Source organism: Gemmata algarum (assembly GCF_034097035.1).
GTDB lineage: Bacteria > Planctomycetota > Planctomycetia > Gemmatales > Gemmataceae > Gemmata > Gemmata algarum.
In genome coordinates, this window is sequence record NZ_JAXBLV010000066.1 from 24389 (window position 1) to 48191 (window position 23803).

Annotated in this window: 20 protein-coding genes; 9 read left to right on the forward strand and 11 right to left on the reverse strand. The window is 66.9% G+C overall.

The window, feature by feature from the left end; translation table 11 throughout:
* Positions 1–78 precede the first annotated feature (78 nt).
* A complete protein-coding gene (locus R5W23_RS07165) occupies positions 79–585 on the forward strand; it encodes an HD domain-containing protein (RefSeq protein ID WP_261184213.1) in 507 nt (168 codons plus the stop codon).
* 232 nt (positions 586–817) lie between these two features.
* On the opposite strand, the gene R5W23_RS07170 is transcribed toward R5W23_RS07165, so the two are convergent.
* A complete protein-coding gene (locus R5W23_RS07170; protein ID WP_320685749.1) occupies positions 818–2278 on the reverse strand; it encodes a protein adenylyltransferase SelO in 1461 nt (486 codons plus the stop codon).
* A gap of 264 nt (positions 2279–2542) precedes the next feature.
* Here R5W23_RS07170 and R5W23_RS07175 point away from each other — a divergent pair, with 264 nt between their 5' ends.
* From R5W23_RS07175 to R5W23_RS07185, 3 genes are all read left to right on the forward strand, one after another.
* Positions 2543–3103 (forward strand): NUDIX hydrolase, encoded by a 561-nt coding sequence (locus R5W23_RS07175; RefSeq protein WP_261184211.1) that lies wholly within the window; start codon positions 2543–2545, stop codon positions 3101–3103.
* A gap of 202 nt (positions 3104–3305) precedes the next feature.
* Positions 3306–3656 carry a hypothetical protein gene (locus R5W23_RS07180; protein WP_320685750.1) on the forward strand — a complete coding sequence of 117 codons (351 nt, stop codon included), beginning with the start codon at positions 3306–3308 and terminating at the stop codon, positions 3654–3656.
* Positions 3657–3783: 127 nt separating this feature from the next.
* Positions 3784–3978: a DUF1737 domain-containing protein gene (locus R5W23_RS07185; RefSeq protein ID WP_320685751.1), complete on the forward strand. Its 195-nt coding sequence runs from the start codon at positions 3784–3786 to the stop codon at positions 3976–3978.
* 71 nt (positions 3979–4049) lie between these two features.
* Here R5W23_RS07185 and R5W23_RS07190 read toward each other — a convergent pair whose 3' ends face one another.
* Positions 4050–6062 carry a sigma 54-interacting transcriptional regulator gene (locus R5W23_RS07190; protein ID WP_261184208.1) on the reverse strand — a complete coding sequence of 671 codons (2013 nt, stop codon included), beginning with the start codon at positions 6060–6062 and terminating at the stop codon, positions 4050–4052.
* 322 nt (positions 6063–6384) lie between these two features.
* Here R5W23_RS07190 and R5W23_RS07195 point away from each other — a divergent pair, with 322 nt between their 5' ends.
* A complete protein-coding gene (locus R5W23_RS07195; protein WP_320685752.1) occupies positions 6385–6954 on the forward strand; it encodes a 3-isopropylmalate dehydratase in 570 nt (189 codons plus the stop codon).
* Between the two features lie 76 nt (positions 6955–7030).
* Here the strand turns inward: R5W23_RS07195 and R5W23_RS07200 are convergent, their stop codons facing one another.
* From R5W23_RS07200 to R5W23_RS07210, 3 genes are read right to left on the reverse strand one after another with little or no spacing between them, the layout of a single operon-like run.
* Complete coding sequence (locus R5W23_RS07200) at positions 7031–7984, reverse strand: hypothetical protein (RefSeq protein WP_261184206.1); 954 nt, start codon at positions 7982–7984, stop codon at positions 7031–7033.
* Between the two features lie 60 nt (positions 7985–8044).
* Positions 8045–8536 carry a hypothetical protein gene (locus R5W23_RS07205; RefSeq protein ID WP_320685753.1) on the reverse strand — a complete coding sequence of 164 codons (492 nt, stop codon included), beginning with the start codon at positions 8534–8536 and terminating at the stop codon, positions 8045–8047.
* Positions 8537–8593: 57 nt separating this feature from the next.
* The gene (locus R5W23_RS07210) at positions 8594–10123 is read right to left on the reverse strand and encodes a TlpA family protein disulfide reductase (RefSeq protein ID WP_320685754.1); all 1530 of its coding nucleotides are present in this window, start codon (positions 10121–10123) and stop codon (positions 8594–8596) included.
* 199 nt (positions 10124–10322) lie between these two features.
* On the opposite strand from R5W23_RS07210, the gene R5W23_RS07215 reads away from it, so the two are divergent.
* The 3 genes from R5W23_RS07215 to R5W23_RS07225 all read left to right on the forward strand — a co-directional run bounded on the left by R5W23_RS07215 (position 10323) and on the right by R5W23_RS07225 (position 14074).
* A complete protein-coding gene (locus tag R5W23_RS07215; protein WP_320685755.1) occupies positions 10323–11801 on the forward strand; it encodes a serine/threonine protein kinase in 1479 nt (492 codons plus the stop codon).
* Positions 11802–11922: 121 nt separating this feature from the next.
* Positions 11923–13701 carry an ArnT family glycosyltransferase gene (locus R5W23_RS07220; protein WP_320685756.1) on the forward strand — a complete coding sequence of 593 codons (1779 nt, stop codon included), beginning with the start codon at positions 11923–11925 and terminating at the stop codon, positions 13699–13701.
* 85 nt (positions 13702–13786) lie between these two features.
* Positions 13787–14074: a GlsB/YeaQ/YmgE family stress response membrane protein gene (locus R5W23_RS07225; RefSeq protein ID WP_320685757.1), complete on the forward strand. Its 288-nt coding sequence runs from the start codon at positions 13787–13789 to the stop codon at positions 14072–14074.
* 51 nt (positions 14075–14125) lie between these two features.
* Here R5W23_RS07225 and R5W23_RS07230 read toward each other — a convergent pair whose 3' ends face one another.
* Positions 14126–15232, reverse strand: a complete 1107-nt coding sequence (locus tag R5W23_RS07230) for a hypothetical protein (protein WP_320685758.1) — start codon at positions 15230–15232, stop codon at positions 14126–14128.
* A 124-nt stretch (positions 15233–15356) separates the two neighbouring features.
* On the opposite strand from R5W23_RS07230, the gene R5W23_RS07235 reads away from it, so the two are divergent.
* Positions 15357–16730 (forward strand): DUF1501 domain-containing protein, encoded by a 1374-nt coding sequence (locus R5W23_RS07235; RefSeq protein WP_320685759.1) that lies wholly within the window; start codon positions 15357–15359, stop codon positions 16728–16730.
* A gap of 183 nt (positions 16731–16913) precedes the next feature.
* Here the strand turns inward: R5W23_RS07235 and R5W23_RS07240 are convergent, their stop codons facing one another.
* The 5 genes from R5W23_RS07240 to R5W23_RS07260 all read right to left on the reverse strand — a co-directional run bounded on the left by R5W23_RS07240 (position 16914) and on the right by R5W23_RS07260 (position 23558).
* The gene (locus tag R5W23_RS07240) at positions 16914–17828 is read right to left on the reverse strand and encodes a D-alanyl-D-alanine carboxypeptidase family protein (protein WP_320685760.1); all 915 of its coding nucleotides are present in this window, start codon (positions 17826–17828) and stop codon (positions 16914–16916) included.
* Between the two features lie 342 nt (positions 17829–18170).
* Positions 18171–20213 (reverse strand): S9 family peptidase, encoded by a 2043-nt coding sequence (locus tag R5W23_RS07245; protein ID WP_320685761.1) that lies wholly within the window; start codon positions 20211–20213, stop codon positions 18171–18173.
* A gap of 209 nt (positions 20214–20422) precedes the next feature.
* On the reverse strand, positions 20423–21850 hold the full coding sequence (locus R5W23_RS07250) for a sigma-54-dependent transcriptional regulator (protein WP_320685762.1): 1428 nt from the start codon (positions 21848–21850) through the stop codon (positions 20423–20425).
* A 79-nt stretch (positions 21851–21929) separates the two neighbouring features.
* Positions 21930–22760 (reverse strand): TIGR02996 domain-containing protein, encoded by an 831-nt coding sequence (locus tag R5W23_RS07255; RefSeq protein WP_320685763.1) that lies wholly within the window; start codon positions 22758–22760, stop codon positions 21930–21932.
* 12 nt (positions 22761–22772) lie between these two features.
* Positions 22773–23558 carry a GNAT family N-acetyltransferase gene (locus R5W23_RS07260; RefSeq protein ID WP_320685764.1) on the reverse strand — a complete coding sequence of 262 codons (786 nt, stop codon included), beginning with the start codon at positions 23556–23558 and terminating at the stop codon, positions 22773–22775.
* Positions 23559–23803 lie beyond the last annotated feature (245 nt).

The window sequence follows — 23803 nt, forward strand, 5'->3', positions numbered from 1 at the left end:
TGCCGGGCCGATCGATACGACGGGTTCATGTCCGGGCCGGCTCAGGACGGCTTGTTCGGTTGCAGAAGAGTATTCCCGATGCACGACTGGGCCGCGATCACCGCCGCTGTCCTCGACGGTTACGTGTTGCCTGTGCGCGGCACACACGGCGTCGTTCACTGGGCGCGAGTTCTGGAGAACGGGCTCCGGATCGCGGAAGCCAACGGCGCGGACCGAGAGATCGTAACCCTCTTCGCCTTGTTTCACGACTCGCGCCGGGTAAACGAGGACTGGGACGACGGGCACGGGTTACGAGGCGGCGAATTCGCGCGCTCGTTACGGGGGAAACTGGTTCACCTCAGCGACGACCGGTTCGAGTTGCTGTTCGAGGCGTGCCGGTTCCACACGGACGGCGGAACGACCGGAAACCGGACGTTACTGGCGTGCTGGGACGCGGACCGGTTGGACCTGGGTCGGGTCGGCGTCACTCCGGACCCGCGACGGCTCGGCACGAAGGCCGGGCGCGAGCTGCTCGGGTGGGCGCACATCCGAGCCGTTGAGTGGCACGAGCCCGCGGAGGTGCTGGCGGCCTGGGGAGTCGAATAGCACAAAAGTGTCCCACCGACCCGTTGCCCGCAGTGACCGGTTCGGGCGAACCTCGCGATCAGTCGCGGCATTGGCCGCATGTGAGACAGACCCACCAACCGGTCTCCAATCGATAAGCAATCAAAAATCGCGTGTCGTGAGATGCGGCGACTCACGCACCGCTTTCTTCGCCCGACTTGTTCAGTTCCTTCTCGCCCGATCGAGTCCTCAAAGCAAAGCGCCACCGAACCGTCTACGTCCCGCAGAACGTTCGGTAACCGCACTCATCGGCAGGCGGTTCCCGGTACTCCGCCAGATCCACCCGTTCCACATACGGCGAGCCCACGGCTTCCAGCAGCCGATACAGCGGCGCCAGGTCGTCCCGCTTCTCGGCGGCGGACAGCGCCTCTTCCACGCGGTGGTTCCGTGGGATGACGACCGGGTTGACACTCCGCATCAGTTCATACGCCGGCCCCGTGGTCGGGCCGAGGCGCTCCTGCCAGCGGGCGTACCACGACTGGAAGTCCGCGTCCCGGTACGGTTCCCGGGACAGTCCCTCAACGCTCGACAAATCCCGGAACGTGTTGGTGAAGTCCGCGCGGGATTTTAGCATCCAGTCGAGCAGCGCCTGAACCAGTTCCGCGTCGCCCTCCTGTTCCGTCTGGAGACCCAACTTCTTCCGCATGCCGGCGAGCCAGAACGCCTCGAACCGCACCGGGAACTCGTTCAGCGCCTCCGTAGCAACCCTCACCGCGGTTTCGGGGTCGGGGTCTATGAGCGCCAGCAGCGTCTCGGCGAACCGCGCTAGGTTCCATTGCGCGATGTTCGGCTGGTTGCCGTAGGCGTATCGCCCGCCGGTGTCGATCGAGCTGAACACGGTGGCCGGGTCGTAGGCGTTCATGAACGCGCACGGGCCGTAGTCGATCGTCTCCCCGGAGACCGCCATGTTGTCGGTGTTCATCACCCCGTGGATGAAGCCCACGAGTTGCCACCGCGCCACGAGTGCGGCCTGACGGTCGGACACCGCACGAAGGAGCGCCAGGTACTTCTGCGGGGCGTCGGCCAGTTCCGGGTAGTGCCGGGCAATGGTGTAATCGGCCAGTTCCCGCAAGGCCTCCGGAGACCGGCGGGCGGCGTACTCAAAGGTACCGACCCGGATGTGACTGGCGGCCACGCGGGTCAAAACGGCTCCTTTCTGCGCCTCCGTCCGGTAAACAGCCTCGCCGGTCGTGACGACAGCGAGGCTCCGCGTGGTGGGGATGCCGAGCGCGGCCATTGCCTCGCTGATGACGTACTCCCGAAGCATCGGCCCTAGGGCCGCGCGGCCGTCGCCGCCGCGTGAGAAGCGCGTCCGGCCGGCCCCCTTGAACTGAATGTCTACGAGCCGGCCGTCTGGCGCCCGGTGTTCGCCGAGCAGGATGGCGCGGCCGTCGCCGAGCATGGTGAACCCGCCGTACTGGTGTCCGGCGTACGCTTGGGCGATCGGACGGGAACCGGTTGGCAACTCCTGGCCTGCGAACATGGACGCGATCGCATCTTCGGGGCACACGCCAAGATCGAGGCCGAGTTCGCGGGCCAAGCCGTGGTTCAGGACCACCACCTGCGGCGCGCGCACCTTGACCGGTTCCGTGGGAACGAAAAGGGGGTCCGGCAAGCGCATGTAGGTGTTATCGAACCGCCAGCCGACGCCATCGTATTTCGCGGTCGTTGTCACCGGACTGTCCCTCCGCACTCCCGGTACGAATCGCACGAGCCGTTCCAATTATAGAGGTCATGACCGCGCCGGCGGATTCGCTTAAATGGATGTGCGTGGGGCTCAACGGGGCTCGATACACGCCCTCGGAGCGACACCGGTTGCGGCCGGCGGTCTCGCCAAACGCACCACCGCCGCGTTACCAACACGACGGCAGGCGTATGGCAGTGTGGGAAACCCTTGTGCTGTGGCCCCGCCCAGCCGCCCCTGATTGGATCAGGTAAAATGAACGAGCCACAAGCGTGGGAAGTGCTGGGATCGGCCTTTCTGGTCCGCAGCCCCTGGTTAACGCTCCGGCAGGACCGGGTGCGCCTGCCGAGCGGGCTCGTTCTCGACGACTACTTCGTGCTGGAGTACCCGACCTGGGTGTGCGTCGTGGCCGTCACCCCGGACGACCGGGTGGTACTGGTCCGGCAGTACCGACACGGGTTGGGCCGTGTCGGCACCGAACTGCCCGCGGGAGCAATGGAGCCGGACGATCCGTCCCCGGAGTCCGCGGCACGGCGGGAGCTGTTCGAGGAGACCGGGTACGGGGGCGGGGCATGGAGCTCGCTGGGCGTGACATCCGCCAACGCGGGCACACACACGAACCTGAACTACACGTTCTTGGCCGTGGGGGTCGAACCGCTCGCGCCGCCGTCCCCGGAAGCGACCGAGGATCTTCAGGTCTTGTTGGCCCCGGTCGATGAAGTCGCGCGGCGTGTCGAGGAGGGGGAAGTGGTGCAAGCCCTGCACCTGGCCTCGATTCTCAAGTATCTGCTGACCCGCCAGCACGGCAACCGGTGAGTCGGTCGCGGAGCGGGGCCAGTCGGGTCGCCCAAACCCACGCGGTACCAGTATCGACATCATTGACCGCGTACAGATTCGAGCCATAGCGAAGGGGCTTGCCGAACCCGGCACGTTACTCAAGCTACCATCAGATTCTTTGCGAGTAGGCCGTCGGGCGGAGGCCCGGCGGGTGCATTCGTTGTCCTGGGGAGGAGAGGCGATGTTTCCGTCAGGGCGATGGAAGGGGTTCTGGGAGGCGGCCGGTTGGGGGCGCCGGTGGATGGACGAGCTGACCCTTCGGTTCGCCGGCGGCCGGATCGAGGGAGAAGGTTGGGACTGTGTCGGCCGGTTCACCTTCGGCGGTACGTATACGGACGCGGGCGAGTTGTCCCTGATGAAACAGTACATCGGCCAGCACGCCATTCGGTACGAGGGGCGGGTGGACGGTGAAGGGGCGGTGATCGGCCGGTGGACGGGCGCGCCGGGCTGGTCCGGCCCGTTCGCGCTGATGCCGGCGATTGATGACGTGAGTCAACTTCCGATCGCAACCGTCAGCGCCGGTTCCGATTGAGCGAGCGCGGTTCCATTTACTGCCCCGCGAGCGTCGCGGGGCGGGCCGAGCTCACACGCGACCGTGGCTCAACGCCGCGCGGTACGTCACGCAGCGGGAGAACGAGCCGACGGCCGAAGGGGCCACGATGGGATACGTCATCCTCGAAAACGACGATGCGTTGCGCCTGACCGCCGAGGTCCATCGGCGTATGGCCCAGGGCTGGAAACCGCTCGGCGGGGTTTCGTGCTACTACGACACCCGGAACGAGGCGGTCCGGTACGTCCAGGCGCTGGTGCGCGAGCCGGTCGAACCCGGCGCCACAGCGCACCCGACCACGTGATCTGAGTTCGTTCGCTCGCGACGCATGGCGGGCTCACGTATCGGCCCTCAACGGCCGTCGCGAACGACCTTTCACGCCTCGCCCGCGGCGACCGGCTCGGGCGTGCCCAGCGGGGCCGGGGTGTTGGTCAGCGTGTACCGGTCGATCCCCTTCTCTTCCTTCAGCCGCTTCAGCTTCGTGTGCAGCGTGTCGCGGCTGATGCCGAGCAGCTTCGCCGCGTGGCTCACGTTGCCGTTGGTCTGCTTCATCGCCCGGCAAATGGCCCACGTCTCGATGTCGTTCATGTCGAGGCTCGGCGGCAGCTCCGGGATCGCCCCCGCGCCGCTCGCGCCGGGCGCCGGGACCATCTCCGTGGCGCCGGTCAGCGGCAGCGCGTCGGCGTCGATCGTGTCGCCCTCGCCCATCACCGCGGCGCTCTCGATCGCGGCCCGCAACTGGCGGACGTTCCCGGGCCACTGGTACGCTTGCAGCTTCCGCATGGCAGCGGGGGTGAGCTTGAACCGCCGCCGGCACTCGCTCGACACCTTCGCCAGGAAGAACGCCGCCAGCTCCGGGATGTCCTCCGGGTGCTCGCGGAGCGAGGGCACGCGGATCGGGATCACCTTGAGCCGGAACATGAGGTCCTGGCGGAACCGCCCCGCCTTCACTTCCTTTTCGAGGTCGCGGTGCGTCGCGGCGACCACGCGCACGTCCGCCTTGATGTCCCCGGTGCCGCCCACCGGCCGGAACGCCTTGCCCTCGATCACCCGGAGCAGCTTCGCCTGGCATTCGAGCGACAGCTCGCCGACCTCGTCGAGGAACAGGGTGCCCTCGTCGGCCTGCTGGAACAGCCCGGGGTGGTCGCGGTCCGCGCCGCTGAACGCGCCCTTCTTGTACCCGAACAGCTCCGCCTCCAGGAGCGTCGGCGCGATGGCCGCGCAGTTGACCACCACCAGCGGGCCGTCGGCCCGGCGGCTGTTGCGGTGCAGCGCCAGCGCCACCAGCTCCTTGCCGGACCCGCTCTCGCCCTGGACCAGCACCGTGAACGGCTGCGGCGCGGCCCGCAGGATCTGCTGGCGAAGGTGGATGACGGCGTTGCTCCCGCCGATGATGTCGTCGGCCGCGGGGGTGTGGGTCCGCAGGCGCGAGTTCTCGGCCTCCAGCGTGCGCCGGGTGCGGCTGATCTCCAGCCCGTGCGCCAGGAACCCCGCGACCGCCTCGATGAACCGCACGTCGCGCTCCACGAACGCCCGCCCGCTGCGGTACACGTGGAGCGTCGCGAACGGCTCGCCGGACGCCTTCAGCGGGATGCAGATCGCGTCGGTGAACGCGGACAGCGAGTCCGTGGGCGGGTGGGCGTCGCTGAGGTCCGGGAACAGCCAGATGGGTTTGCCCACCTTCTGCGCCTGGAGCGTGAGCCGCTTGCTGAGCGCGGTGTCGATCGGGGCCGACTCGGGCAGCACGATCTTGGGGCTCGGGTCGTCCTGGTCGAGGCTCAGGTAGCCGGCGATCTTCGCGGCGGTCTGGTTCAGGATCGCGCGGAGGGCCAAGCTGACCAGGTCGTGCGGGCTCTTGGCCTCGACCGCCCCGGTCATGAACTTGCACAGCGCAGTGAGCTCGTCCACCCGGAGCTGCTTGGCGGCCTGCTCGGCCGCCGGTTCCGTGGGGACGGGCCGCTCCTGCGGGTACTCGTGGAGCTTGGTCGCGTTCTGGGGGTTGGGGGCGGACCGGCTGTCGTTCAGGGCCTTGTTCGGCATCGTCACCGGCGTGGCCGGGAGCGGGGTCGGCCCTAGGCGCGGCGGCGCCTTCGGCTCCAGCACGAACCGCAGCACCACCTCGCCGATCTTGATCCGCTGCCCGTCGGTCAGCTCGGTGGCCCCGCTCACCCGCAGCCCGTCCACGCGGGTGCCGTTGAGCCCGAAGTCGCGGACGTGCCAGCGGCCGTCCTCGAAGTACACCTTGGCGTGCGTCCGGCTGGCCATCTCGTCCCGCAGGATGACCGTGTTGTCCCGACTCCGCCCAAGAGTAACCGGCTGGCCGGTCGGCGAGAGGTCGAGTGTCGGCGGCACGCACTCGCCGCCTTCCAACGTCAGTCGCGCGCGCATCGCGTAACGCTCCAGCAGGCCGGGTCGGTCACACCTTGAAGGGGCGAGTACGGCCGGGAAGCCGCCGGGCGACCGTTCGATCCGGAAAACTTTAGCACGCGTTTTGCGTCGCGGCGGCCGGCGTGTCGGGTTACCGAACGCCGCACAGGGGCCTAGACTAACGGGGGCGAGCAAACACGCGCGGCACCAAACATCCCGTGTAACGAGCCGGGCGACGAGAACCGGACAGTGCGGGCGCGGCCGTGGGTGACCGGGAACGCCCGCCGTTCCTGTGTACGCGATTCTACGCGCCCGCGTTGCACTCGCCAAACCCGAGGCAGATATGCAAACCCGTATCGAAGGTGTTGCGTACGTTCTGGGCGACAACATCGACACCGACCAGATTATCCCCGCGCAGTACCTGACGTTCAACCCCTCGATCCCGGCCGAGTACAAGATGTTCGGCAAGTACGCCCTGTGCGGCGTGCCGGAGGCCGCGGCCGGGCTCCCGAAGGGCAACGTACCGTTCCACCCGCCCGGCGGGGACGAGTTCGTCGCCCCGTACAAGATCGTGATCGGCGGAAAGAACTTCGGCTGCGGGTCGAGCCGCGAGCACGCCCCGATCGCGCTGGCCGCGGCCGGCGTGGTGGCGGTCGTCGCCGAGTTCTACGCCCGCATCTTTTACCGCAACAGCGTGAACGGCGGCTATCTGGTGCCGCTGGAGGCGAAAACGCGGCTGATCGACCGCGTCTGCACTGGCGACAAGCTGGTCATCGACATCACCGCCGGCACGCTTACGAACGAGACGAGCGGCGAGACGTTCGAGTTGCTCCCGCTGGGCGAAGTGGCCCCGATCCTCGAAGCCGGCGGGCTGTTCCCCTACGCCAAGAAGGTGGGGATGCTGGCGAAGTAGCAGGATTTGGTGTTCACGGTTCGGTTGAAAGCCAAGCGCCAAATAGCTCCTTGGCTTTCAACCGAACAAACTCACGTTACTTCGCCGGCAGGTCGAACCGGGCTTGAGCGAGGTCAATCAGCTTGGCCCCGGGAACGGCCCGGCGGCGGAAGTGACGGTTGGACTCCTCGGCCGTCAGCGGCCGGTTGATCTGCGGGGTGTTCATCACCTCGAGCCGCAGCTCAAACTTCTGTGGCTCTTCCCACCGCAGCACTACGAACGTCGGGTACTGGAGCACGCGCCCGTCTGCCCCCCGTTCCGTCCGCGCCTCTTTGATCTCGGCGTAGCACAGCTCCTTGCCCCCCTTGGCGTTGCGCACGGCGTGCCGCTTGACCTGTGACTGCTTCCCGTCGGCAGGGTCGGCGTTGAACACGATCTCCTTGACCACCGACATCCCGGTCGGGGTGGTCGCGGGCCACGACAGCGTGTAAGTGCCGGCCTTCGGGTCGGGCGTCACCTCGTACCGGTTGTTCGGGGGGAAGTGGGCCATGCCCAACGCCTGCATGACCCACTCGGGCTCGAAGGGGACGCCGCCGGGGAGCTTTACTTTTCCGGCCTCAAAGTCTGCGTGCGACGCGTACATGTAGACCGGCTCGTTCGTGGGGGCCTTCACGAACACCCAGAACTCTTGGTCGTTCGAACCCATAAACATAGTAACGTCTACGAGGCCGCCGCTTTTGGTGTAGAGGTCGAAGTTCCGCGGTTGGGCCGCGAACAGCGTCCCCTGGAGCGAGATGGGGGGGGTGGGCATCAGCGTGCTGCGATCGGTCGCGAGCACCCGCACCTCGGCGTTGGTGATCGACTGGAGCCCGTCGGCACGGTCGTTCAGGTAGGCGACCAGCTTCTCGGGTGCAACTGGGGACAGTTCGCGGCCGCGGCCGAACTTGCCCGGGTAGTTGTCCGGCTTACCGATCCCGTTCTGCTTCATCCACTCGCACCCGACGCTCGGGCACAGCACAGCAGCGGCCAGGATCAGATGCAGGCGGTTCATGTAACGTACCTGTGGAAGCTGTTGGCCGTTCGTCGTTCGCTGCCGGTCGGAGCGCCCGCGCTACTCCCAACCCAGGACACGGAATACTTCGGTCTGCACGGCGGCGATCTGTTCGTCGTTCAGCCGCGGATCGACCACGTGGTGGACCGCGCCGCCGCGCGCGTCCCGCACGATCATTACGTCGCGCCCGCTGGCGTCGCGGCTGGCGTCCTCGAACTTGAACCGCTTGCGCCGCATGAGCAGCAGCGTCGCGACGTAGCGGAAGTTCAGCCCGTCGGCGTCGGCCGAGCCTTTCAGCCGGTCGAAGCAGTCGAGCAGCAGGTCGTCGTTCACCACCGGCTTGCGGGGCTTGGCCCCGGCGGCGGGCACCTTGCCGCACCAGTACGCGACCGCGCCGGCGGGCAGCCCGGGCCACGCTTCGGGAGCGTAATCGGTGCGGACCAACGTGCCCGCGCTCTCGGTGAGGGCGGCGAAGTACTTTTCGCCGGGCTTCAGCTCGCGGCCCGTCACCGCGCACACCCGCGTCGGCCCTTGAATGTCGTAGTCGGTCATTGCGGGTGTCGCTCGCTCACTCAACGCATCGTAGCGCCGTCGCGCTACCGAAAACAATCACGGTCGCGGAACGGAACCGGCCGCCGCGGGGGCGGCCCCGCCGATTGTGCCGGTCGCACCGACTGGCGAAACTGGCTTGAGTAGGCGCTCGAGCTGCGCCAGTGCCTCCGCGCCGGTCTCGTCGCCCACACCACAGAAGGTCCACCGCACCACCCCGTGCGCATCGACGAGCGCGAACCGCGGCACCGAGTCAACCCCGTAAGACGTGTCCGCCTGCTCGCCGTCGTACACCGGGACCGTGAGCTTCAACCGGGCGCGCTCCCTGGGGCCGTCGGCCGGGTCGCCCCACACCGCGAGCGGCACGATTGCGGCGCGCGGCCCGTGCTTGCGGTGCAGCGCGTCCGCGATCGCCAGCGCGAGGTCCGTCGTTTCGCTCCCCGGCTTGAAGAACACCAGGAGGGCCGGTTGGCCGCGCCCCTCGGACAGTCGAAAGCGGCCCGCCGTGAAGTCCGGAGCGGGCCGGTTGGGCTCGGGCCACGGGCTCCGCTTCACCGGAACCGCGAGCGGCCCTGCGGCCAACACCGATTCGCCCCGGGCGGCGGCCGTCACCTGCCGGCGCACGGCCAGCACGGCCTCCCGGTACGGGCTCGATTCGTCGGCCGAGTCCAGGTACGCGTCGAGCTTCGCGCCCTTCGCCTCGAAGAACCGCGGCCCGTGCCGGACCGGGTCCGCGAGGAACGGGGCCAGTTCGGCGCCCGCGGCGAGCGCGGTCTCGATGTCGCGCCGGTAGCGGTCGCGCGTGCGCCCGGCCACCGGGGCCTGTTCCTTCAACTCGTACTTCACCTCAACCCACGCGGCGAGGGCGGTATCGGTGCCGTCACGGTGCCGGATGACGCGGTGGACCTGGCGGGCGGTGCCGTCGGGCGCCACGCACACCTCGTCGGCCCGGTGCCAGGCGGTGCGCCCGCCCACCGGTTTGTCCCAGTTCGGGTGCTGTTGGTTGGCCACCAGCACCGCGCACCGCTCGCCGGTAACAACCTTCGTGCCTTGAAGCTGCCACACCTCGGCGGGGCGGGACGGGTCGGCCGCGGCGCGGGTCCAGGCCTTCTCGGGGTCCGTGCGCGGCGGGCGCGGCGGGAACATGCCGAACTCGAACGGCGTGAACGCGTCGAGGCGGATCGCCGGGGGCGCCCGGGCCGGGGTCCTCGCGTCCAGCGTGAACGGGGGCACGCCGGTCGGCTGGAGGTGGTGAACGGTACCGTCCGCGTGGACCCGCACCAAGTCGAGACGCACCGCCGGGGGAGCCGCCTTCTCGACGGTGTCGCCGGTGACCGCGCCCACGGCCCCGGTTACGGCGTCGTTGCCCCGGCGGAGCAGCGTGAGCACGGCCGCATCGACCCAGGCGTCCTGCTTCTCGAGCACCAGTACGCGGACCTCAAGCGCCTGGGTCCGCAGGAACCGCGTGCCGGGCCGCTCGACGGCCTCTTCGACCTTGCCGACGAACGTGAGTTCGGCGCCGGGCTGGAGCCCGGGGGCTTCGGGCGGTGCCGCCGGGCTGAGCGCGAGGGTTAGCAGGACAGCGGTCACGGGTCGCCTCAAACCGCGGTGCGGGACGGACGGGCCACACGCGGACCGCTTATAGCGGCCCGGCGGGGCGTTGCAACACCAACCGGAAGTTGGGGAAGGCAGCCGGATTGCGTGGCCCCCGCGCGGGTGGTAAGGTATCTGCACCCGCGTGTGCGGGTGCCCTTGAAATATGTCCCCCTCCGCGGTCCCAACTGGCGCCATGTCCGTCAACCTCGACGCGTCCGGAATCGGCCAGTTGGCCGTTCGCCTCGGCCTGATCACCCTCGACCAGGTGCGGGACGCCCTCGAAGAGTTGGGCGATAAGTCGGCCCCGGCCGCGGACATGGTCCGGCTGCTCGAGCGCAGGCGACAGCTCACCCCGTGGCAGGGCAACAAGCTGCTCAAGGGCGACACCGACGGGTACGTCCTGGGCGGGTACCGGCTGCTGTACAAGATCGCGTCCGGGAGCTTCGGCCGGGTGTACCGCGGGGACGACCCGCGCACCGGGCAGGTGGTCGCGGTGAAGGTGCTCCGCAACAAGTGGACCCAGGACAAGCAGAAGGTGGACCTGTTCCGCCGCGAGGGCCAGCTCGGGATGACCATCCGGCACGCGAACATCGTGTCGGTTCTGGCCGTGAACCAGGACACCAAGACCGGCCAGTATTTCATCGTGATGGAGTTCGTCGAGGGGGGGAACCTGCGGGACCTGCTCCAGGCGCGGAAGAAGCTCACTCCGGACGAGTCACTGCGCATCCTGGAAGAGTGCGCGCAGGGGCTGGCGTACTCGAACGCCCGGGGGCTCACGCACCGGGACATCAAGCCGACCAACATCCTGATCGCGGTCTCCACCGGGCAGGCGAAGCTGGTGGACTTCGGGCTCGCCGAGATCACCGAGAACTCCTCGGTCCACCTCCAGCGGCAGGACGACCGCGACGACGACGTGGCCGTGGACCGCACGGTCGATTACGCCGGCCTGGAAAAGGCCACGAACCAAAAAGCCGGGGACGTGCGAAGCGACATCTACTTCCTCGGCACGGTGCTGTACGAGTGCCTGACCGGGGCGACGCTAATGCCGGTGACCAAGGACCGGCAGGCGCGGATGCAGGCCCGGCGGTACACGGACGTCGAGGACACGCTCCGCTCGCAGGGGCCGGCCCTGGGACTTACGCCCCCGCTCCTGCGGCTGTTGGCCAAAATGGTCGCGTTCGAGCCGGCCGAGCGGTTCCAGAACCCGACGCAACTGGTCGAGGCGATCCAGGCGTGCCGGGCAGAACTGGCGGGCGGGGCCGTGGCGCGCGGGCCGAGCGGGCCGAAGACGCTGTTCGTGGTGGAACAGAACCAGAAGCTCCAGGACGCGTTCCGCGACAAGTTCAAGGCCGCCGGCTACCGGGTGATCCTCACGATCGACCCCAACCAGGCGCTACGGCGTTACCAACAGCAGGCGTACCACGCCCTCATCATCGACGCCCGCACGGTGGGCCGCGAAGGGGTGACCGCGTACAACGACGTGCTCCGCGCGGCCGGCAACGCGGGCATGGAGGTCGCCGTGGTGCTGATCCTGGGCGAGGACCAGACCGGGTGGCAGCGCGAGGCCCGGGCGCACCAGCACGGGGCCGTACTGGTCGATCCCGGCGTCACGATGAAGCAGCTCCTCCGCACACTCGACGAACTGACGCCCGGCGATCCGCCCACGAAGTAACGACCGTTCCCGCCGGTGCGAAAAGGCCGGCGCCGCTCGTCACACGTTTCCACACCTGCGCCAGTTGCGCCCGTTCGCTCCGCGGGCCGAGTTCCGCTTCCGCCGGTCGGACGTTTGGGCTATGCTCCCGGCCCTGGAGGGAGCAGACATGCGGGAGCGGGTTCGCGATTACGTTGTTCTGGTGGCCGCGGCCGCGCTGCTCACGCTTCCGAATCTCGGTGCGCCCAGCCTATGGGATGTCGATGAGGGTGTGAACGCCGAAGCCGCGCGCGAGATGCGCGAGAACGACACCTGGGTCATCCCCACCTTCAACTTCAAATTGCGCACCGCGAAGCCGGTGATGCTGTACTGGCTCCAGCGGATCAGCTACGCCGCCTTCGGGGTGAACGAGTGGTCCGCGCGGCTCCCGTCCGTTTTGGCGTCGTGGGCGACGGCGCTGCTGGTCTACGAACTGGCCCGGCGCATGTTCAACCGCGCCACCGGGTTGCTCGCAGGAATCGTGCTGGTGTCGGCCCTGGAGGTGTGTGTCCTCGCGCACGCGGCAACCCCGGACGCGGTGCTGCTGCTGTTCACCGTGCTGACCTTTTACCTGTTTTGGGCGCGGCACGAGAACGGGTCGCGCCGGTGGTGGGTGCCGACCGCCGCGGCTTGCGGACTAGCCGTGCTGACCAAAGGACCGGTCGGCGTCGCGCTCCCGGGCCTGGTCCTCTTGCTGTACTTCGCCTGGAACCGTGAACTGGGCCGGTTGCTGGACCGCAAGATCTTCCGGGCGGTGCTGATGTTTCTCCTGGTCATCGGGCCGTGGTACGGGCTGGTGACGGCCGAAACCCGCGGCCAGTGGCTGCGCTCGTTCCTCGGAAACGAGAACCTGAACCGGTTCGTGTCTCCGATGCAGAACCATCACGGGCCGCTCTACTACCACGCGGCGGCCCTGATGGTGCTGTTCGTGCCGTGGAGCGCGTTCCTGCTCGCGGCCGTGTGGTACGGAATACGGGGGGCGAAGAACCTACCCCCCAGCCCTCTCCCTTCGGAGAGGGAAGGTACCGCAGAATCGAGTTCGCAAGGGGCTTCGTTCGAACTCCCCCTTCCTTCAGAGAAGGGGTTGGGGGGCGGGTTTTCTCCTCGCCCCTTCCGCTTCCTGGTTTGCTGGTTCGGTTCATATCTGGTGTTCTTCTCCGTTGCGGCCACGAAGCTGCCGAACTACATCCTGCCGCTGTACCCGGCGCTCGCGATCCTGACAGCGCGGTTCCTGATCCGATGGCGCGACGGCGAGTTACAACTCCCAAAGTGGCTCATGCCGGCGGGGGTCGCGGGGCTGGCGTTTACGGCGCTTGCAGTCGGCCTCGGGATTCTCATCGCGGGCAACACGGTGCCGGTACTCCCGCCAACCGCGCGGACGTTCCCGGGATTGGGGCCGTGGGCCGTCATCGGGTTGGTGCCGCTGGCAACGGCCGTTGTGATGGCGTTTTCCCTACGTGCGGGGAACCGTGATCGGTTCGTACATGCTGCTGGCATCGGAGCGGTCGTATTCACCGGGCTCACGGCTGCGTTCCCAGCGCTTGTGATCGACCCGTACAAGGCGCCCAAGGAACTGGTGAGGGCGAGTGGCGTCGACGACCCGTCATGCGACGTGCGACTCGCCCACTGCGACTGGTTCCAGCCGAGCGTTGTGTTTTACGCGCGACGCGAGGTGGTCGAGATGATGAACGCGGAAAAGGTCGCCGAGTTCTTTTCCCTCCCAACACCCGGGTACCTGTTCATTCCCGAAAAGACGTGGACCGAGCGGGTCGAACCGAAGATGACCGTTCCGACCCAAGTGGTCGCGAAGCACTACGACTTTTACCGCAACTGCGATGTACTCGTAGTAACCAACAACGTGACCGCAACCGCGGGCCGCTGAGCGGCGAAACTGGCACGGCCCTTGCTTTATCTCTGGGTGTTCCGGCCGAACTGAGCCGGTTGCGAAAACCACCTGGGGGCGAGTCATGTTGTCGTTACTGAGCTGGGTCGTGACGGGTCTGATCGTGGGTTTGATCGCGCGGGCTCTGGTGCCGGGGCGCCAGTCAATGGGGCTCATCCTGACGGTCGCGCTGGGCGTGATCGGGGCCGCGGTCGGTGGCCTGATTTCCACGGCCTTCTGGCCGACGTGGGCGAACGACCCGAACGTCGACCGCATGTGGCCGGGCTGGCTCATGTCCGTCATCGGCGGCGTGATCGTGCTGTGGGGCTACATCGCGCTGACCGCCGACCGAAGCGGCCGCACGACGGTTTAAGAAGCCGAACGCTGCACGCGGGGCGCGGGTTTTCGGACCCGTGCCCCGTCGTCATTTCTGTTTGCGAGCCGCTTTATGGCCCTCTCGTACGTCGCGCTTGGCAAGAACACGGCGAACGATCACATCTGCGACAGCAATGTGTTCTTCCAGAAAGTCGCTCAGCGCTCGTTGGACCTCAGATCTCAGCGCGCGTTCGACATCAGGGTTGGCGAGCTGGTCGCGGGTTGCGCCAGAGAACTGCGGGGCGTTCATCCCCACCGACACTACTGTTGTTAGCCCGCCACGCACGTCATCAGTCGTAACCTTCTTCTCGTTCGGCAGATTCGCACGCAGGATCGCATCGACAGCATCCCGAACGCCTGCACGCGCACCGTATTCGTGTGTACCGCCGCGAAGCGTTTGGTAACCGTTCGCAAATGACACCGACAGTTCCCCTTCGTCGCACCACTGTAACCCGACTTCGTAGCGGACGCCGTTCGCTTCGCCGTCGAATGCGACCACTTCCGCATGAACCGGCGTGCGGTTCGTGTTTAACCACTTCACATAATCCGCAATGCCGTCCGCGTACTCGAACACGTCCTCGGTGCCGCTCGATTCGTCGGCGAATGCGATGCGCACGCCGCTGTTCAAGAACGCGCACTGCTGGAGACGGTTTCGGATGATGTCGGGATCGAACCGCGCCGCTCCGAAGATCGCGGGATCGGGCCGGAACCGCACGGTGAGGCCGCAATCATCTGGCGGGCCGCCGAACTGCGTTTCGGCGTGAAGTTGCCCGCGCCGGAAAGTGCATTGCGTGACCGCTCCGGAACGCCGGGCACGGGCAGTGAGTTCTTCGGACAGAGCGCAGGCGACCGGCCGGCTGTCAGCGGCGTGAAGACCCGACATGCGGCTGAACACCGCCTCCACGTTCAGTGGCGGCGAGCAATCATCGCTGATTTCAACAAATCCGTCCGCATCGAGCGCAACCCGCACCACGCCTGCCGGATCGCCCGAAAGCGGCCCCAGGGCGTCGTTCACCAGCTCAAACAGTAGATGGTGAAGCCCACGCGAGCCGGTACCGCCGAGAAACATTCCGGGCCGGAGCCGGATGGCTTCCGTCGGCGCCTCGACCGGGAGGTTCGCTTCGATCGGATCGGAGGTGTTGTAGCCGCACTTCATCGCGGGCGCCTCATATGCCAAAATGCGTGCCAATTCTGCTGGACAACGGACACGATTTCGGCGAAAAGTAGTGTAGCTTCCTGCCAGTACGACTCCCACCACCCTGCCCCGCTAAGGCCCTTCCATGCTTTCCATTTTTGGCAAGCCGCACGCGCGCGGCGGGTTCTGTGACGGCGCCACTCGACGCGATTTCCTCACGGCCGGCGGGACGTTGTTCGGCGGCTGCCTCGCGCTCCCGCACCTACTCGCGGCAGAAGCCAAGAACGGTATCAAAACGTCACACAAGGCGGTCATCAACGTCTTCCTCCCAGGCGGCCCGCCCCACCTCGACATGTGGGATCTGAAGCCGGACGCGCCCGCCGAGGTGCGCGGCGAGTTCAAGCCCATCCAGACGAACGTCACCGGTATCCAGATCTGCGAGCTGTTCCCCAAGATCGCGAAGATGATGGACAAGTTTACCATCATCCGCTCGCTAGTCGGTAGCTCAGGTGACCACGACGCCTACCAGTGCATGACCGGGCGCCCGCGGACCCCGGCGAACCTGGGCCACTGGCCGTCGTTCGGGTCGTGGGTGTCAAAGTCGCAGGGGCAGGCCGACCCGGCGGTGCCCGCGCACGTGTCGCTGGCGTACCCGTGCGGCGAGAAGCGCTGGGGGTACCCCGGCGACGGCGGGTTCCTGGGCATTCAGCACGCCCCGTTCCAGATGGTCGGCGGGCGCGACACCGGGATGAAGTCGGACAACCTGACCCTCAAGGGCGTGACGCTGGAGCGGCTCAACGACCGCGTCGGCCTGCTGAAGGGGTTCGACGACATCGACCGGAAGCTGGACACCAAGGGCGCGATGGACGGGATGGACGCCTTCAACCGTCAGGCGCTCGACATCCTCACCTCGTCCCGGCTGAAGGACGCGATCGACCTGTCGAAGGAAGACCCGAAGGTGCTGGAGCGGTACGGGGTCGACGACCCGGCGTTCGAGCGCGACGGCGCGCCGCGGATGGTGCGGAACTTCTGCGTCGCCCGGCGGCTCGTGGAGGCCGGTGCGCGGGTGGTGACGATGAACTTCACGCGGTGGGACTGGCACGGGCCGGACGGGAAGAACTTCGTGCAGGCCCGCAAGGACTTCCCGCTGCTCGACACCGCCATCACGGCGCTGGTCGAGGATCTGCACGACCGCGGACTGGATAAGGACGTGTCGGTGATCGTGTGGGGCGAGTTCGGGCGCACGCCGAAGATCAACAACATGGCGAGCCGCGACCACTGGCCGCAACTGAGCTGCGCACTGATCGCCGGCGGCGGGATGAAGACGGGGCAGGTGATCGGCTCCTCCAACCGCCTCGCGGAGCGGGCGGCGTCGCGCCCGGTGACGCACCAGGAGATCTTCGCGACGCTGTACAAGAACCTCGGCCTGGACCCGAACGCGGTCCGCGAGTACGACGCGAACGGCCGACCGCACTTCCCGATCGACGCCGACGCACAGGCGATCCGCGAGCTGGCCTAAAAATCGAAGGCGGGTTTCACCGCAGAGGGCACGAGAGGGCGCAGAGAAAGCCAAGAGAGAGAAGGAACATTACTCCTGTCTCTCGACTCTCTCTGCGCCCTCTCGTGCCCTCTGCGGTGAAACCCGCCTTCGACTTCTTCTGCGGTGAAGCCCGCCTTTACTTCTTCTGCGGTGAAACCGGCTTTACTTCTTCGCGCGTTCGGCCCAGGCCCAGCGGTATAGGTTTCGCGAGTCCGTGTACCGGTTGTCGCTCGACGTGCTGCCCAGTGCCACCACGATCAGCCGGTCCCCGTTGAGGGTGCCGCAGGACACGAGGCACGCGCCGGCCGCGGTCGTGGTGCCGGTCTTGATGCCCTCGTAGCCCTCAATGTCGAGCAGCTTGTTCGTGTTGTTCCAGATCACCTCGCGCGCGTTGCCGTCCTTATCCGTGACCGTACATTTGTGGCGCCGCGTCTGGACGTACTTGGCGAACGCCGGGTCTTTCATCGCGTGGAACGCGAGCGTGACCAAGTCGCGCGGGCTGGCGACGTTGCGGGTCAGCCCGTGCGGGTCCAGGTAGTTCGTCTCGCCCATTTTGAGCGCTTTCGCGGTGGCGTTCATCTGCGCGACGAAGCTCGCGACCGGGTCTTGTTCCTTGCCCGCCGACTTGAACCGCGGGCCGAAGTGCTCGGCGAACGCGTGCGCCGCGTCGTTGCCCGAGGGCAGCAGCAGCCCGTAAAGCAGTTCACTAACGGCGACCTTGTCGCCGGCCTTCAGGTCGGACGAACTGCCCACGACCTTGTCCGCGGCCCCGGAGAACGTGAGGACCTCGTCGAGCACCTTCGCGTCCTCGGCCGCGAGTTTCAGCACGACGTAAGCGGTCATGATTTTGGTGGTGCTGGCAATCGGGAGCGGGTCCTTCTCGTTCCCGCCCCACAGCACCTTTCCGGTTTTGCCGTCGGCCACCGCCCACCCTTTGGCACTGACCACCGGCGGCCCGCCCACCTTCTCCGCAGGCGCTTTGGGCAGCAGGGGCTTCTCTTCGGGTTGCTGCGCGTGCGTGAGCCCGGCCGTCGCGGCCAGAGCGGCAAGCGCGATCGAACGAATGAGTGTGTTCATAGCGATGTTCTACACGCGAGGGGCGGGGCGGCGAAGGCTCACCCCCCGACGGTACCGAACACGACCGCGAGCACGTGCCGTTCGGCCTTGTGTGTCTCTCTCCAGTAAACGCCATCGGCAGGACCGAACAGCCGGCCCTTCCACGCCGCCCCCGACGAACACGCCGTTACCGAACGTCACGTCCACGAGAGGCAGGCCGGCACCGACGCTCGCGACAGCCCCTCAAACCGCGCAGACATTTTTGACAGGATCAACAGGATACACAGGATTAGAAAGGCAATACGCCAATTCGTTTGCTTCAATCCCGTTATTCCTGTCAAATACCCACTCTGCCTGCCTGGGCTATTTCTTATTCAGGTACTTATCGAACCAGGCCAGATCCCATTCCATCTTTGCGGTGCGGAACGAAAGTGCGCCCAGCCCGTGCGGCTGGTTCGGGTACACGCACAGTTGCGTCGGCACGTTCTTGTACTCCTTCAGCGCCCGGTACAGCATCCGGCTGTGACCCGGCGGGCACCGATCGTCGTTCCCGCCGACGTGGATCAGCGTCGGAGTGGTGACGTTCCCCAGGCCGTAGGTCGGCGAGGTCTTCTTGTAGATCTCGGGTTGCTCCCACGGCGTCCCCTTCTTGAACACCACCGGGTACGCAGGCTCGTCGTTGAACCCCCACTCGGCCACGGTGTCGAGGATGCCCGCGCCGCTCGACGCGGCCTTGATCTTCACCGGCGGGTCTTTCAGGGTGATGAGACAGTTCGTGAGATACCCGCCGTTGCTCCAGCCCATCACCGCGACCCGCTCGGGGTCCGCGACGCCCTCTTTGATGAGGTGCTCAATGCCGGCGAGGATGTCCTTCACGTCCACGTCGTTCTCGTTGCCGATCAGGTCGGTGACGAACTTGTCGCCGTACCCGGTAGACCCGCGGTAGTTCGGGCACAGCACGGCGTACCCGGCGGCAGCAAAGTAGAGCCGGCCGTTGTGCGGGTCGAACCGCAGGTCGTTCGGGCTGGAAGTCGTCGGCCCGCCGTGGATCGCAACGACGAGCGGCAAAGGCTTGTCGCCCTTCTTCCAGCCGTAAGGCAGTTCCAGCGGCCCGCCGATTTCGGTGCCGTCGGGCGCCTTCCAGGTGACGTGTTTAACGCTCGGGAACTTCCAGTCCGCGGTGTGCGGGTTCGGGTCCACGAGCGTTTCGGGCTCACCGGTCGCTTTGACCTGCACCTTGAGCACCGGGAGCCCGTTCTGGCTACCGGCGATGACGGCCCGGAGCGGCGGGGTGGCGGCGAAATGCACCGCGTACTCGACCGTCGCCTCTTGGTAATCCGGTGGCGGAACGTGCGTCGCCCCGTCTTTCAACACGTAGGTGCGCAAGTTAACCTGCCCTGCCCGTTCGTGCAGGTACGAAAGCGCGTCGTTACCGGTCCACTGGAGCGGGCTTCCGTATCCGTGGACGTGAACCCACCCTTCCGACCGCTCCGGACCGACCAGTTTCGTGCGGTTCATCCGACCGGTCGTCCACGTTCCTCCGCCCCACTCGCCAATGATGACTTCGGCCGGGTACGCGTCGTGGATCGCGCAGAACGCGAACCGGGTGCCCGCGGGATTCCACGCCAGCCCTTCGAGCCATGCATAGGGGCTTGCGGCCTTGGCCCGATACACGTCCGTCGGTGGGGTGGTCACCTTTCCGTCTTCCCACACGTCCACCCGCGATTCGCCTTCCGAACGGATGACAGTGTCGTCGAGCGCGCTGACCAGCGCGATCCGCTTGCCGTCCGCGGTGACGGCGAACTCGCGAATGTACCGGCCGTTCGCGAGAACCTCGCGCGGTTCCTCTTTCGGGTCGATGCGGAGCAACTTGCTCACGGTGCGTTTGTTGTGCCCGTACTCGATCTTGGCGAACTTCTCGCGCAGCTCGAGGAAATCGCCCTTGTCCGTGACCGTGTCATCGACCGTGTAGAAAACCGCATCGGCTTTCGGGGCGTAGTCGTAGCCGATCACCCCGCCTTTCGCGCTGGTGACCGCTTCGGGCGCGCCGTCGAGCGGAACCTTCCACACCTGAGCCTTGCCCTTGCGGTTCGCGAGCACGAAGACGGCCTTCCCGTCGGCGGACCACTTCGGGTGCCGGTCGTTGGCGCGGTCGGTGGTGAGTTGCTTCGGCTTTCCCTTGCCGTCGGTGTCAACGACCCACAACTCGGTGGCGCGTTTATCGCCCTTTTTGTCCCACGTCGCGAGCGTGTACGCGACCTGCTTGCCGTCGGGCGAGAGCGCGATTTCGGTGATGGTGTTCACGCCGGCGTAATCGGCGGGGGTGATGTCGTGGGTGCGCTCGGGCGCGGCCGACAGGTGGCCGGCCGCCGCGACAAACAGACATAAAGCGAGCACGCGACGCATTGGCTCTCCTCGCGGATTGTGGGCATGAATTGGAACCGTGCGCGGGGAGGGAATCAAGACAAAGAGGATGGCCGCAAAGAAGCACAAAAAGCACAAAAACAAGAAAGACAGTCGCAAAAAGCACAAGAAATTTAATTAATCCGTCTGTAGCCTTTCTTCTTTTTTGTGCTTTTTGTGCTTTTTTGCGGCCATCCTCTTTTCTTCCGCGCCTATTCGTCACCGTCCGGGTCAACGGTCTCGGGGTGGTACTTCCGAATCAGCTTCCGCACGGTCGCGCGCGCCAGCCCCAGCCACCGCGCCGCGACCAGCCGGTTGCCGTCCACTTGGCGCAGCGTCTCGTCGAGTACCGCGGGCTCGATTGCCTCGATCAGCTTGAGGTGCAGGTCCGCGGGCTCTTCGCCTTCGAGTTGCTGGACCTGCTCCCGGACCCATTCGGTGGCAAGCGAGCGCAGCCGCTCGGTGAGCGAGACCGGCCCCGACGCCGTACTCGGCTCGGGGAAGTGTTCGGGCCGGAGCGGGCCGCCCCGGGATTCGATCGCGGCGTGCTCAAGCGCGTTGCGCAGCTCGCGCACGTTCCCGGGCCACGGGCGCGACTTCAGGAACGCGACCGTTTCGGCGGGGGCGGCGCCGGCGAGGTTCGGCACCCCGAACTTCCGCAAGAAGTGCTCGGCGAGCACCGGGATGTCGTCCACGCGGTCGCGGAGCGGCGGCAGGTGAATCGGGTACACGTTCAGGCGGAAGAACAGGTCGTGCCGGAACTTCCCTTCGCGCACCGCGGACGAGAGGTCGGCGTGGGTGGCGGACACGATCCGCACGTCAACGGTCTGGGAGTCGCTCCCGCCGACCGCCTGCACCTCCTGGCGCTCCAGCACCCGGAGCAACTTCGCCTGCACCGGGAGCGGGATGTCCGCCAGTTCGTCGAGGAACACCGTGCCGCCGTCGGCGAGCTTGAGGAGCCCGTCGCGGGCGCGTTCGGCGCCGGTGAACGCCCCCTTAACGTGCCCGAACAGCTCGCTCTCCACGAGGTTCGGGTTGAACGCCGCGACGTGGGCGGGGACGAGCGGCTTGTGCCGCCGCGGGCTGTTCGCGTGGATCGCGCGGGCGACCAGTTCCTTACCGGTGCCGCTCTCGCCGGTGATGAGCACGCACGCGTTCGACGGCGCCACCTTCGCGATCCGCTTGAACACCGTCTGCATCGCCGGGCTGCGCCCGATGATCGCATCGGGGCTGTGGTCCTCTTCGGCCAGCACTTCGCGCGCGCCGGTGTCCTCGCTCCGGTTGCTGAGCGCGCGTTTCGTCGCGTCCACCGCTTGCGCCAGTTCGAACGGCTTCGCCAGGTAGTCGAACGCGCCGCCCTCAACCGCCTTAACGGCGGTGTTCAGGTTCCCGTGCGCGGTGATAACGACGACCGCGGCGTTGGGCGCCGTCTTCTTGAGTTCGCCGAGCGCGGTGAGTCCGTCCATCCCGGGCAGTTTGACATCCAGGAACACCACGTCCGGCGGGTGCAGCCGGGCCTTGACGAGACCGTCCTCGGCGGTCGCCGCGACCGCCACGCGGTGCTTGTCGCGCTCGAACGCCCGCCGCAACGCCCACGCGATCGGCTCTTCGTCGTCAATAATGAGAATGGAGTGTGACATGTGTCCCGCGAGTGCCCGTGTCGCGCCGTGAATGGTTCCATCATACACGACGGATGACACGGCCCACGACAACCGCGATTTATGGACCGACGCGCCAAACAACCTTCTCAAAGCGGGCTTCGAGGCGCCTCCGCAGTTCGGCGAGGTGAAGAGCGGAGGTATCGACATCGGCGGTCAGGCACCCGGCGGGATTGGGACGACGTTTCGGGTCGAACACTCTCAGCCGAACCTCTCGGAGGCGGGGGAAGCGGCCGGGGGCAAGCATCCGTTCGGCATAGACGCTCGGCAAGTTAACCGCGCCGAGATCGAGCACTTCAAGGTTCGCCAGTTGCGGCGAAGCGACGAGCGGCCAGCAGCCGAGCCTGCGAAGGTGCTCCCACTTATTACCCCGCACGTGAAGGCGCTGGATGCGGAACAGTCGAGGGATGTGCGGCTCTGCGCCTTCGTCGCTCTCGTCGTCAGCGAACTGCGGCTCTTCGTCCTCATCCCACTCGTAGTACTCATCTTCTGGACCGGACGAGAGCGTTGTTTCGGGTAGCGGCAGCCACGGCCAGCAGGTCTCACCGTAGCGCGCGAGCTGGTCGCAGGTAAGGCCCAGGCGTCGCCCGAGAAACCCACGGTGAAAATGCGTCGCATCGAGCCGGGTGCCATTGCGCAAGTCCCAATCGTCCCGAGTCGCTGGCCACCATTCTTCGTCCAAGCGCGTCCACACCCGGCCGATCTCCTCCCACAACCGGTTCGCCTCGTCGCTCCAAAGCGGGTGGCGGGCCGCGGCGCACTGCAACCGAATGAACTGCGCGTGCGCCTCCTGGCCGTGCTCCTGAAGCCAGTCGGCGTAAACGAGGCGCGGCGTGTCGTCGTCCGGGGCGTCGAAGATCGCGTCCAGGAGCGCGTCGGCATCGGGGTGCATGGCGAACTCCCGTTACACGCCTGCCGGGGCCGCGTAGGTGCGGTGCTGGCACACGTACTTGAAGCCGATGCGCTCGTACAGCGGCCGGCTCTTCGGGCCGGATCGCAGGGCCGCGTTATCGCATCCCTGCGAAGCGGCGTGTGCGAGCGCAGCCCGTGACACCGCCGCGCCGTAACCGCGACCGCGATAGGGTTCGAGTGTCGCAACGCCCCAGAGCACCGCCGTCGAACCGGCCCGAGAGTACGCGGCAGCGGCCACGTCGATACCACCCGCAGAACCGATGAAGATCGCGATGTCGGGATCGAACATGAAGTTCACGGACGGCACCATCAGGTCGGCGAACTCCGGGGGAGCCTGGAACGCCGCCGCGGTGAGGGCCTTGTACGAATCCGCTCCCCCCTGCCCTTCCGCTCTGCGAATCGTCAGGTCCGGTGGTACGGGGTGAGTGCCGATCGAATCGAGCGCCGGCAGCACGTAGGCCGGTTCGTCTTCATCGACCGCCCACCCGCGGGCGCGAAGCTCCGCCTCCATCGGATGCCCTGCGCCACCTTCCACCAGCACACCCCATCCGGCGGCGCTGTCGGCGAAGAAGTCCCGCGCCACCGGGAGCAGTTCGTTCAGGGACGGCGCGACGGGACGCAGCACCGCGGCGAAGTTGAAGCCCGCACCGGGCATTTCGCTTGCGGTGAACGCGACGCCTTCCCACACACGAAACCGCCCACGCTTGTAATGCTTCAGGTACGGCGCTTCGGTCAGGCACAGCGCGGCGTGTGCGGTCTCTTTGAGGTCGGGCGTCATTCCGGCTCCCGTCACTTCCCGCGAGTTGTTGATTGGGATCTCGACCTGTCCCTTGTCGCCCGGGCACCAAGGCTTCACGCCCCAGGCCGCACGTAAACCTCTCGAAAACCCAGGCACTTCCGCGGCTGCTTTGGCCCGGCCGCACGGTTCGCATGTGCGGATTATGCGGGCGATTTGTTGGCATCAGCCCGCCCGCGAACAGGTAGCGATTGGGTAGCGGGCGGGGTAGCTCCAGTCCCGTTACT

Coding starts and splice junctions, on each gene's coding strand:
- R5W23_RS07165 (WP_261184213.1), top strand. CDS start 79: ATGCACGACTGGGCCGCGATCACCGCCGCTGTCCTCGACGGTTACGTG.
- R5W23_RS07175 (WP_261184211.1), top strand. CDS start 2,543: ATGAACGAGCCACAAGCGTGGGAAGTGCTGGGATCGGCCTTTCTGGTC.
- R5W23_RS07180 (WP_320685750.1), top strand. CDS start 3,306: ATGTTTCCGTCAGGGCGATGGAAGGGGTTCTGGGAGGCGGCCGGTTGG.
- R5W23_RS07185 (WP_320685751.1), top strand. CDS start 3,784: ATGGGATACGTCATCCTCGAAAACGACGATGCGTTGCGCCTGACCGCC.
- R5W23_RS07190 (WP_261184208.1), bottom strand. CDS start 6,062: ATGCGCGCGCGACTGACGTTGGAAGGCGGCGAGTGCGTGCCGCCGACA.
- R5W23_RS07195 (WP_320685752.1), top strand. CDS start 6,385: ATGCAAACCCGTATCGAAGGTGTTGCGTACGTTCTGGGCGACAACATC.
- R5W23_RS07200 (WP_261184206.1), bottom strand. CDS start 7,984: ATGAACCGCCTGCATCTGATCCTGGCCGCTGCTGTGCTGTGCCCGAGC.
- R5W23_RS07205 (WP_320685753.1), bottom strand. CDS start 8,536: ATGACCGACTACGACATTCAAGGGCCGACGCGGGTGTGCGCGGTGACG.
- R5W23_RS07215 (WP_320685755.1), top strand. CDS start 10,323: ATGTCCGTCAACCTCGACGCGTCCGGAATCGGCCAGTTGGCCGTTCGC.
- R5W23_RS07220 (WP_320685756.1), top strand. CDS start 11,923: ATGCTCCCGGCCCTGGAGGGAGCAGACATGCGGGAGCGGGTTCGCGAT.
- R5W23_RS07225 (WP_320685757.1), top strand. CDS start 13,787: ATGTTGTCGTTACTGAGCTGGGTCGTGACGGGTCTGATCGTGGGTTTG.
- R5W23_RS07230 (WP_320685758.1), bottom strand. CDS start 15,232: ATGAAGTGCGGCTACAACACCTCCGATCCGATCGAAGCGAACCTCCCG.
- R5W23_RS07235 (WP_320685759.1), top strand. CDS start 15,357: ATGCTTTCCATTTTTGGCAAGCCGCACGCGCGCGGCGGGTTCTGTGAC.
- R5W23_RS07240 (WP_320685760.1), bottom strand. CDS start 17,828: ATGAACACACTCATTCGTTCGATCGCGCTTGCCGCTCTGGCCGCGACG.
- R5W23_RS07245 (WP_320685761.1), bottom strand. CDS start 20,213: ATGCGTCGCGTGCTCGCTTTATGTCTGTTTGTCGCGGCGGCCGGCCAC.
- R5W23_RS07250 (WP_320685762.1), bottom strand. CDS start 21,850: ATGTCACACTCCATTCTCATTATTGACGACGAAGAGCCGATCGCGTGG.
- R5W23_RS07255 (WP_320685763.1), bottom strand. CDS start 22,760: ATGCACCCCGATGCCGACGCGCTCCTGGACGCGATCTTCGACGCCCCG.
- R5W23_RS07260 (WP_320685764.1), bottom strand. CDS start 23,558: ATGACGCCCGACCTCAAAGAGACCGCACACGCCGCGCTGTGCCTGACC.